The organism is Bradyrhizobium sp. (assembly GCF_035484855.1).
GTDB lineage: Bacteria > Pseudomonadota > Alphaproteobacteria > Rhizobiales > Xanthobacteraceae > Bradyrhizobium.
On the sequence record NZ_DATHOP010000202.1, the window covers coordinates 1 to 8,330 of the forward strand.

Consider the following 8,330-nt stretch of genomic DNA (forward strand, 5'->3'; position numbering starts at 1 on the left):
CGGCAGTGAAAATACCGTCGACCACGCCGCGGTCGAGCGCCGAGGGGACTTCCGGCGCGCTCATCGTGATCGAGGTGCCGCCGAAGCTGCGCACGAATTCACCCTGCTCCGGCTGCGCGACGCGAAGCTTCATGCCTTTGATGTCGTCGAGAGATTCGAGTTTCTTGCGCCCCCAGATGAACTGCAACGGATAGGTATAGGAGGCGAGAAGGGTCGAGCCCTTCTCGATGTACGCCTTTTCGATATACGGCTTGAGCACCGCGTCCGCTTTGGCGAAATCCGCGTAGGATTGAATGAGCATCGGCAATCGCGGAATGCCGGCGACCGGGATATTTCCCGAATTGAACAGGTCGTCGCCGACCTGCACGACGTTGCCGCCAACGGCCTGTGTGATATTGCTGGCGTTGATCTGCAGGGTGCCCGCCAAATGCAGCCGGACCTTGAGTTCGCCGTTGGTCGCCTTCTCGATCTCCTCGGTAAACAATTTGGCGCCGCGCGATGTCGCGAAATTCGGCGCCGACTGATGCATGTAAAAGTTCCAGTCCTCCGCCGCGGGCGCGTGCCCACTGGAAACGAACAGAAGACCCAGCGACAGACAAAATGCCGCGACGGCTGACCTGGCCGCAGTCTTGCGGTTTTGCTCGAGCATGGCGACCCTCCCTTCGACATCGCCGCTACGCCGGCGATTGCCGAAATCCCATTGCGTTGATTTTGCAGCAACGATTTTTTCGTCAAAAGAGCCTATGGATACCCCATTTGGCTGTCAACGCGCCGGCGCGCACGACGATTTAACTACGGCAGTCAACTGCCACCGTTGTATTGTCCCTTATAAGGGCGAGTTCGTTTCGTTTCAGAAGGCTTGAAATCCGGAGGATTTTAAATGCGCATCCTCATAGCGTCAGTCGCAATCGCGTTGATGATGGTGTCTGCTCACGCCCAAGACATGGGAAAAAGAAAGCATCAACGCCCGCAGAAGACGGAAGATACCACCAAGACGAAGGCCGATGAGCAGGCATACAAAGACGCGCTCAAGCGCATTCCTAACTCCACCAAGAAGGTCGATCCGTGGCAAGATGTGAGATAGGCCACCTTCCGCTCGCCGCAACCAAGCCCTGCAAAAGCCCCCAATCAGGCCCCGGCATCCTCACTTACCGAGATCACCCCAGGTGGGGGCCCGGCCTGCATTCGGTATGGCCAGAGCGCCGGCTGGCGGATTGAATAGCTGGCACGCCGGAAGCGTCTTGGGATCGAGCTTGTTCACCAGGTCCCACGTCGTCTTCGGATCCGGCTTGATCATGGCAAAGTTCGTATAATTCTGACTGACGATCGGCGCATTTGCGGGCGGCAGCGGATATCCGGAGAAGTAGAACGACTGCGGATGACGGTATGGCGGCGCCGATTTATCGACGCGATCGGGCGTGGGTTGGCTGTCAAAGGCGTAGCCGAACATGATCGCCTGATCCTTGGTGCGGTCGGGGCTGACGCCGACCTGCATCGGCTTGCCGTCCGCGTGACCGATCCAGAACGAATAGCCTTGCACGCGGTTGCCCAGCCGCGCGCTGTCGCCCGCGCTGTAGGGCAGGTGGCTGATGAAATCGCGCCGCGGCGGATGGTTCAAAGGCGAGAACAAACAGACCGGCGGCATGCCTTGCGGACGATCTTTCGCGTAAGTGACGAAGAACGCGACGTCGCCCAGCGAAATGAACGAGCAGCTGAAATGGTTTGAAATCGGGAATATCGGCAGGCACCTGTCCTCATAGTGCTCCATCATCGCGCCTGCGCCAGCCGGGCCATGCCATGTGCTGTCGTAATAGGTTGCACCCCGGGAGACTTCGTAATCCTGGCTCGGCTTCAATGCCGACGGCGGCGCGCCGTCGTAAGGCGGCGGATTTTCGACGTAACCGTTGAACACGCGATACATCGTCCAGTTCGACGACCAGTAAGCCGGATAATGCGGATCGGTCGGCTGCCCGGGCTCGCGGGCATAGACGCAAGTCGGAAAGGTGCACGGGCTGTCGGATGGCGGATTATGTACGCCGTAGGTCGAATAGACGTCGCTGGGCTGTTGCGCGTGCGCGCCGAACGAGAGAGTCAACGTCAAGCCGATCACCATAGCGGCCGTGCCCGGGAACTTCTTCAACATGCCAATCATTGCAATGTGTCCTTGAGCGAGAGGTTGCGTCCTGTTCAGTTCAAGCCGACCGTCCAGAGTTTGCCGGAGCCGCGCGTCGCTTCGACTTGGCCTTTGCCCAGCAATTCGAAATGTCCGAAATCGACCACCGCGAGCTGCCCGTCGGGCGCCGGCACGACGTCGATCGGCCGCGAGAACGGTCCGGCCGGCAGTGCGTGCTGCGACCAGTCGCGCGAATCGATGCGCACGAGCCGCCGGCCGACCTTGAAGCCCGGCGGCGCGGTGACCGGCTTCTCATCGCCGAACAAGGCAACGACGACCTGGCCCGGCCACCGGCTTGCGGCCGGTAGCACGGCGAACTTGGTCGCAGCGGCGTTGACGGCAAACTCGACCACCGGTCGCGCCGGCGGTGGCATCCGATCGTGCTCGGCCAAAATGAAACGCGGCTGCGGCCCGTGTTGCGGCTTGAACGCCGGGTCGGTGACCGGCCGGCCGCCGACGAAATCCGGCCAGCCATACCAGGCGCCTTGCTCCACCACATAAAGAGAATCCGGCGCATTGCCGATAGGGCGCGAACCACGCGCATCCGCGCTTTGCTCCGTAGCGATCAGTCGGCCGTCGGGCAGAAAGCCAAGGCCGTAAGCATTGCGCAGTCCCCACGCCACCAGCGTTAGCTTCGAGCCGTCGGGTCGGCAGCGTAGAATCGCGGCCGAGCACGGCACGCGGCCGGCGATGGCCGCGCGCGGCGCGCGGGCCTCGCCGAACGGCGCGAACGCGGCGGTCATAGCCAGTTGGCCCGGTGCGAACGGATCGCTCGTCGTGAAGACTTCCCCCGCCAGAACAATGTCGAAGCCCGGCAGATCGAAGGGATGCGGCAATTGCTTCAACCACGCGAGGTCATAGGCATCGAGCCCGACGACCCCCGAATTGGTCATCGCGCCTTGGCTGAAATAGAGCCAGCCGTCGGGGCCGACTGCCACCATGTTGGTGTGATAGTTGCCATGGCCCGGCAGATCATCGAGCACGGTCTGCCGCGCGCCGCCGGGTGTCCAGTGGCTGATGCGGCCGGGAAAACCGCCTTCGGAAATATAAAATCCGCCATCGTACCACGCCAAACCGTTGACCGGCGCGCGCAGCCCTTCGAGCACAATCTGTGACGAGCCATCGTTTTTGATCTGCATGATGCGGCCACCCGGCCGGGCGCCGCCGAACGGCAAGCCGCTTTCGGCGATGTATAACGCGCCATCCGCCGCGAAGGCGGCGCTGGTCGGGAAGTCCAAACCTTCCGCCAGAAGGTGCATACGCGACGTCGCCGTTGCTGACGCCGGCTTGGCAATTGCGGCAGATTCGGCAATCGTCGTGTCGCTCATGATCAAGTGATTCTCAGATCGCTCATCGATCGCCGCGGCGCTTCGATGCGCGGCGCTTGTCCGCCGCGCAGGACGCTGTTGCCCTGGAACAACGTGCGCTGATCGATCAGCTCGGGGTCGAGCCAGTCGGTCTCCTTCATCGATCCGGACAGGCCGTAGACAGCGAGCGCGTTGTCGTATGTGACCTGCCGGATCGCCGCGGCGGGGATGCCGCGCTCGGCCATCAGTGCCGCGGTCTTCGGTACGGCGAGCGGATCGGAGACGCCCCAGTCGCAGGCGGAATCCGTGATGATCCGCTCCGGCCCGTATTGGCGCACGATCTCGGTCAGACGCTCATTGCCCATCTTGGTCTGCGGATAAATCGAAAACCCGGCGAAGTAGCCGCGATCGAGCACTTCACGTACGGTCTCTTCGGTATTGTGGTCGATGACGCAGCGGGCCGGATCGAAGCCATGCTCGCCCAGCACGTCCATGGTTCGCAACGTGCCGCGGTGCTTATCGCGATGCGGCGTGTGGATCATAATCGGCAGGTCGACTTCCTTGGCGAGCTCGATCTGTAGGCGCAGGCATTTGTCTTCCTGCGGCGTCTGCTCGTCGTAGCCGAGTTCGCCGATCGCCACCACGCCTTCCTTGACGGCGAAGTGCGGCAACATGTCGAGCACTTCTTCCGCAAGTGCTTCGTCGTTAGCTTCCTTCGGATTGAGGGCGATGCAGCAGTAGTGGCGGATGCCGAACTGACCGGCGCGGAATTTTTCAAAACCGAGGATCGTGGACAGGTAATCGACGTAGCTGCCAAGACTGGTTCGCGGCTGGCCGAGCCAGAATGACGGCTCGATCACCGCAACTACGCCGGCGCGTGCCATCGCCTCGTAATCGTCCGTCGTACGCGAAATCATGTGCGCGTGCGGGTCGATGAACATCGCGCCGGCCGGCAAGACGCCCTCGCTCGGATCGACCTCCAAGGCGGCCGCGGGGCCGTTCTTTCTGAGCCTAAGACGCGAGCCGCAGCACGGACAGGCTAAAGTGTCGCCAGCTTGCCCGGAAAAGGAGCCAGCGGAGCCGTTGCCGTTCGCATGTGCCATCGCACGCCCTCCACGCTTTGGAGACGCCGGCAGCAGACGAACGACATCGCCGCCGCGCGGATGCATCCCGTTCTGTTTGTAAGTTAGAAAATGATCTACCTTAGAAATAGCATACCGTAGATTGCATGGCAATCGCAGGATCGATTTGATCGCGCGCGATTTTCAATCGGAGACTTTGCTTGACCGCGGTCGCCGCGACCGATCCGTCGCCGGGGGAAACGAATGGCAGGATCGACACATAGTTCGACCGGATCGTATCCCGGTTGTTTGCACCGCTGTGACGGGACGACAGCCCGGTCAACAGGATCACGAGAGTCTCCTGTATTGAACATCTTCAGATTGCAACGACAGGACGGCGGGTGTAAGCATAATCGATAAATAATAGAACTGTACGCAAGCCCTTTCGGCCATTTTTGGCGAACGTGTCCGATTCGGAGCACTCCATGAAAGCGGGAATTGTCGTTTATAGGCGCGACGGAACATCCTTGTCTGGCCAATGGACCCATCAGGACACCAGTGGAATTTTGGCCAAAGAACTGGTCCAAGACGTCTCGCTCGGCCCGATGGTCGGGGAATGGCCAGTTGAAGTTTTTAAGTCCGATGGCACTGAATATTTTACCGGTAGTTTGAAATCTGTGAGTTTAGGGGATTCCCTAATCCTGACTTGGAACGGGGCGATAGTGGATGCGCCCCAGCAGCCTGCGCAGTTTGTCGGCATAGGCTATCAAATCGACAGTAATTTGATGGTAGCCAGCTTTGAACAAGCAGATGCGAATGAACAATAACAGGCGCATCCAAACAGACGCGATTGACCCATATTGACAGCCGAGCGCAATGACAATCGTCCGACCCGCCTCCGTATCGTCCGTCACGCTGCTCAGGCTCGGTCGCGTCTCCAATCTGCCGACGGTGTGGACGAATGTCCTGGTCGGCGCCGTGCTGAGCGGTGGCGATTGGCGCGGTTGGCAACTTGGTCTCATGCTTGTCGCCATGTCGCTGTTCTATGTCGGGGGCATGTACCTCAACGACTATTTCGATCGCGCGATCGATGCCCGCGAGCGGCCGGAACGGCCGATTCCGTCTGGCCACATTGCGGCGCGCGCGGTCGCTGCGATCGGATTTGGTCTGGTGAGCGCAGGCGCGCTCGCGACCGCCGCGATGGGGCCGGCCGCCGCCGCGTTGGCTGCGCTGCTGGCTATCTCCATCGTCGCCTACGATCTACACCATAAAGCCAACGCGTTCGCGCCGGTGGTCATGGGCGTATGCCGTGCGCTGGTCTATTGCGCGACGGCCGCGGCGTTGTCGGGAGGCGTTACGATCTTCTTGGCAATCGCGGCCGTGGCGATTGCCGCCTATGTGGCGGGGCTAACCTATGCCGCGCGCCAAGAGAGTCTCGACAAGATCGGCAACCTTTGGCCGTTGGTGTTGCTGGCCGCGCCACTGGTGGCGGCGATCGGCGTGTTTCGCCAGGGACCCGGCGCGCTGTCGATTTATCTACTGCTCGCCGCCTGGATCGCCGCGGCGGTCTATCTTTTGGCGCGACGGCCTGGCGTCGGCTCGGTGTCCCGCGCGGTTGGCTGGCTGATCGCCGGCATATCGCTATGCGACGCCGCGATACTCGGCAGCATCGGCGCGATCATGCCGGCGCTGGCGGCCATCGGCGGTTTCTTCCTGACGCTGGTTCTGCAAACATACGTTGCCGGAACATAGGACCCATGTCGTCCGCCGCGCCCATCCCGACCGTCGACGATATTGCGGCAGCCACGACCGATCTGCTGCGCGGTTGGGTCGTGCGGACCGTGCCAGCTGACGCGGCTCGGTGGCTCGATACCGAAATCGACCGACAGCGTAATACCGTCGACGAGCGCCGGCTTGGGACTGCGCTTGGTCTCGTCGGTCGGCGGCTCGGCGGCACCGGTCTGTCGTTATCTCCTGACGATGTCGCCGCTGCGCAGGTGTTGCACCGGCGTTGGCAGCCGCACATTTGGGGCACCGACGTGGCTGGCCGGGTGGCGCTGTTGCTGGCGACATGGAGAGGCGACGAGGAGGCTTTCGCCGCCCACGTCGACCGGCTGTGCGCAACCGGCGAGCTTACCGAGCACGCGGCTTGCCTGAAGGGCTTTGCCGTATTTCCCGTTCCCGTGCGGCTTCTCTCCCGTGCGCGCGCCGCGATCCGTTCGTCGGTGCAACCGCTGTTCGAGGCGATCGCGTGTCACAATCCATACCCCGCCGACCGCTTCGACGAAGCGGTCTACAATCAAATGGTCATCAAATGCGTGTTTTCCGGCGTGCCGATTGGGACGATCGTCGGCGTCGATGAGCGGCGCAACGACGAGCTCGTGCGCATGATGCGCGACCTCGCATCGGAACGGCGTATCGCCGGCCGGTTGCTCCCCGATGCCGTTCATGAATTCATCGAAACGCATCATCCTGGGCGTGCTTCGATAAGCGTGCCGTCGACCGAGAAGTGATCGTTCGACAGGAGATGCTTCACCTCGGCTTGGTCCAACACCGCGGCAGCGAAACAGCAGATTGTAATCGAGTTGCTCCATCAGCTGGCGTTCTGAGCGCACCGAGTAGAATGCTTGTAAAAGCAGCGCTCTCAATAGCTTCTCTGGTGGAATCGAAGGCCGGCCAAGCTTGGCGTAGAGCTTCGCGAAATCGCCTGAGAGCGCCTCCAGTGCGCCATCAACAAAGCTCCCGGATCGCCCGCAGGGGGTGATCTTTGGGAACCCGCGCCGAGCAGCTCACATACGAAAATAGACTTTCTTCTTCCCGCGCATCGCTATCCTCAGCCCCGATTCAAGGTGGTGACAAAGGAATCACAATCGCAGCCGTTCCGCGATACTTTTTCGCCAGCCTGCTAGCGCATTTGGGACCGGCGGCATGAAAGAAATGGCCCTGAGCCCGCGGGCCCGATCGAACCACTCGTATGCAAGTAGTTGCGTTGTGAGCGAGGTTGTTCTAAGAAAAGCACTCTTAAGTTGTTATATCAGTGCTAGCCGTAAATTCCAACTGCAGGCGTCTGCGACCGGGCGTGTTCGCGCGGAAACCGCTCGGGGCTCAGAATTCGACACGCTCATTATTTGCGATCGACAAACGCTCAGCCCGGAGGAGTATACAACATGCCAGAGGGAACAGGACATCATGATGAACAGCGCGAGCCGCGATCATTTGAAGCGGCTCTGCGCGACAATCTGAAACGCATGAAAGAGGCTTGGTCCGCCTTCGATGTCGACAAGGCGGAGATAACGACGTCCGATTCGCCAGGAACAAACTGGGCCCCCGCTGCAAACTGGGGCGCTGCCGCGGGTTTCGGGCCAACTCGAAATTGGGGACCGGCGGCGAATTGGGGACCAACTCCAACGGAAGGCGTCTTGCGCGAAAATCTGAGACGCATGAAGGAAGCTTGGTCCGCTTTCGATGTCGACAAGGCGGAAATGCCGGCTTCAGCGCACGATTCGCCAGGCGCTAACCGGGCGCCTGCTGCGAACTGGGGCCCGGCCGCAAATTGGGGGCCAGCCGCTGCGAATTGGGGCCCTGCCGCCCACTCGGCCCATGCTGCGAACTGGGGTCCTGCCGCCGCGAATTGGGGCCCGGCTGCGAACTGGGGCCCGGCCGCAAATTGGGGCCCGGCTGCGAACTGGGGTCCCGCGGCCGCGAATTGGGGCCCGGCTGCGAACTGGGGTCCCGCGGCCGCGAATTGGGGCCCGGCTGCGAACTGGGGTCCTGCGGCCGCGAATTGGG

General features: G+C 61.6%; 8 protein-coding genes and 1 pseudogene. 4 read left to right on the forward strand and 5 right to left on the reverse strand.

The window, feature by feature from the left end; genetic code table 11:
• The coding region (gene dctP / locus VK804_RS22780) for a TRAP transporter substrate-binding protein DctP (protein ID WP_325374424.1) at positions 1 to 649 on the reverse strand (649 nt) is incomplete at its 3' end.
• A 231-nt stretch (positions 650 to 880) separates the two neighbouring features.
• On the opposite strand from dctP, the gene VK804_RS22785 reads away from it, so the two are divergent.
• The gene (locus VK804_RS22785) at positions 881 to 1,084 is read left to right on the forward strand and encodes a hypothetical protein (RefSeq protein WP_325374426.1); all 204 of its coding nucleotides are present in this window, start codon (positions 881 to 883) and stop codon (positions 1,082 to 1,084) included.
• A gap of 60 nt (positions 1,085 to 1,144) precedes the next feature.
• On the opposite strand, the gene VK804_RS22790 is transcribed toward VK804_RS22785, so the two are convergent.
• The 3 genes from VK804_RS22790 to VK804_RS22800 form a co-directional block, all read right to left on the reverse strand.
• Positions 1,145 to 2,101, reverse strand: coding sequence for a hypothetical protein (locus VK804_RS22790; RefSeq protein ID WP_325374428.1), 957 nt, complete (start codon positions 2,099 to 2,101; stop codon positions 1,145 to 1,147).
• 86 nt (positions 2,102 to 2,187) lie between these two features.
• On the reverse strand, positions 2,188 to 3,501 hold the full coding sequence (locus VK804_RS22795) for a hypothetical protein (protein WP_325374430.1): 1,314 nt from the start codon (positions 3,499 to 3,501) through the stop codon (positions 2,188 to 2,190).
• A gap of 2 nt (positions 3,502 to 3,503) precedes the next feature.
• On the reverse strand, positions 3,504 to 4,649 hold the full coding sequence (locus VK804_RS22800; RefSeq protein WP_325374432.1) for a TatD family hydrolase: 1,146 nt from the start codon (positions 4,647 to 4,649) through the stop codon (positions 3,504 to 3,506).
• Between the two features lie 377 nt (positions 4,650 to 5,026).
• Between VK804_RS22800 and VK804_RS22805 the strand changes: the two genes are divergently transcribed.
• The 3 genes from VK804_RS22805 to VK804_RS22815 are packed head-to-tail and all read left to right on the forward strand — an operon-like array spanning position 5,027 to position 7,054.
• Positions 5,027 to 5,368 carry a hypothetical protein gene (locus VK804_RS22805; RefSeq protein ID WP_325374434.1) on the forward strand — a complete coding sequence of 114 codons (342 nt, stop codon included), beginning with the start codon at positions 5,027 to 5,029 and terminating at the stop codon, positions 5,366 to 5,368.
• Between the two features lie 49 nt (positions 5,369 to 5,417).
• Positions 5,418 to 6,293 carry a UbiA family prenyltransferase gene (locus VK804_RS22810; protein WP_325374435.1) on the forward strand — a complete coding sequence of 292 codons (876 nt, stop codon included), beginning with the start codon at positions 5,418 to 5,420 and terminating at the stop codon, positions 6,291 to 6,293.
• A 5-nt stretch (positions 6,294 to 6,298) separates the two neighbouring features.
• Positions 6,299 to 7,054 (forward strand): EboA domain-containing protein, encoded by a 756-nt coding sequence (locus VK804_RS22815; protein ID WP_325374437.1) that lies wholly within the window; start codon positions 6,299 to 6,301, stop codon positions 7,052 to 7,054.
• Here the strand turns inward: VK804_RS22815 and VK804_RS22820 are convergent.
• Positions 7,021 to 7,385, reverse strand: a pseudogene (locus VK804_RS22820) (transposase); the annotation flags it as partial. The gene VK804_RS22815 and the pseudogene VK804_RS22820 overlap by 34 nt on opposite strands.
• Positions 7,386 to 8,330: the final 945 nt, after the last annotated feature.